This window comes from Pseudomonas sp. EA_65y_Pfl1_P113 (assembly GCF_963970525.1).
In the GTDB taxonomy this organism is placed as follows: Bacteria; Pseudomonadota; Gammaproteobacteria; order Pseudomonadales; family Pseudomonadaceae; genus Aquipseudomonas; species Aquipseudomonas tritici.
This window is the reverse complement of sequence record NZ_CAXAQM010000224.1, coordinates 1-622: the sequence shown is the minus strand read 5'-3', so window position 1 is coordinate 622 and position 622 is coordinate 1. Positions and strand designations below refer to the sequence as shown.

Sequence of the window (622 nt, the reverse complement as noted above, 5' to 3'; positions counted from 1 at the left end):
GCATCTGGCGGGCGGCGGGGTGCCCGAAGCGATTACGCCAGCGGCCGCCCGTGCGCTGATCCACGCCATCGTTGCGAGCTTGATCGACAAGATGACGGGCCAGAAAAACACGTCTTACTCGCTGTTCATCATGCGCGAGCAGATGGAGCCGACCGCGGCGTTCGAGCGCATCTACGGCGGGATGATGGGGACGATGCTCCAAACGCTCGTTAATCTCGTTCAGATCGCAACCGGGCGGGACGAGGGCGACACCGCGCGCGTGGCTGTGATCACCGTGATTGGGCAGGTGGTCACGCTGCGTGCCTCCCGTGCGACAGTCCTTCAGCTGATGCAGCGCGCCGATCTGGACGCTTCCGCGATTGCCGCGCTCGGCGCGCGGATCGCAGCCAATACCGATGCCATTCTCGACCGGCTGATCGCCGAACGACAGGAGCTTTCATGAGCGATACGCCCCAACCCGACGCCAAGGCCGATCAGGATAACTCGGCGGCCGCAGCACCTGCGAAGCCGTCGATTTTTCGCAAGCCGCTGTTCTGGGTCATCGTCATTCCGGTGGTCGGGGTGATCGTGGTCGCAGCGGTGCTCTATTATCTGGACGCGCGGCAGTATGAATCGACCGACG

2 protein-coding genes are annotated in these 622 nt (G+C 63.7%); both read left to right on the top strand.

The genetic code is table 11. The annotated features are described in order from the left end of the window. Positions 1-442, top strand: a 442-nt coding sequence (locus AACY52_RS29270; protein WP_339561212.1) for a CerR family C-terminal domain-containing protein, incomplete at its 5' end; no start/stop codon positions are given. After that, the coding region (locus AACY52_RS29265) for a hypothetical protein (protein ID WP_339561211.1) at positions 439-622 on the top strand (184 nt) is incomplete at its 3' end. The genes AACY52_RS29270 and AACY52_RS29265, both read left to right, overlap by 4 nt.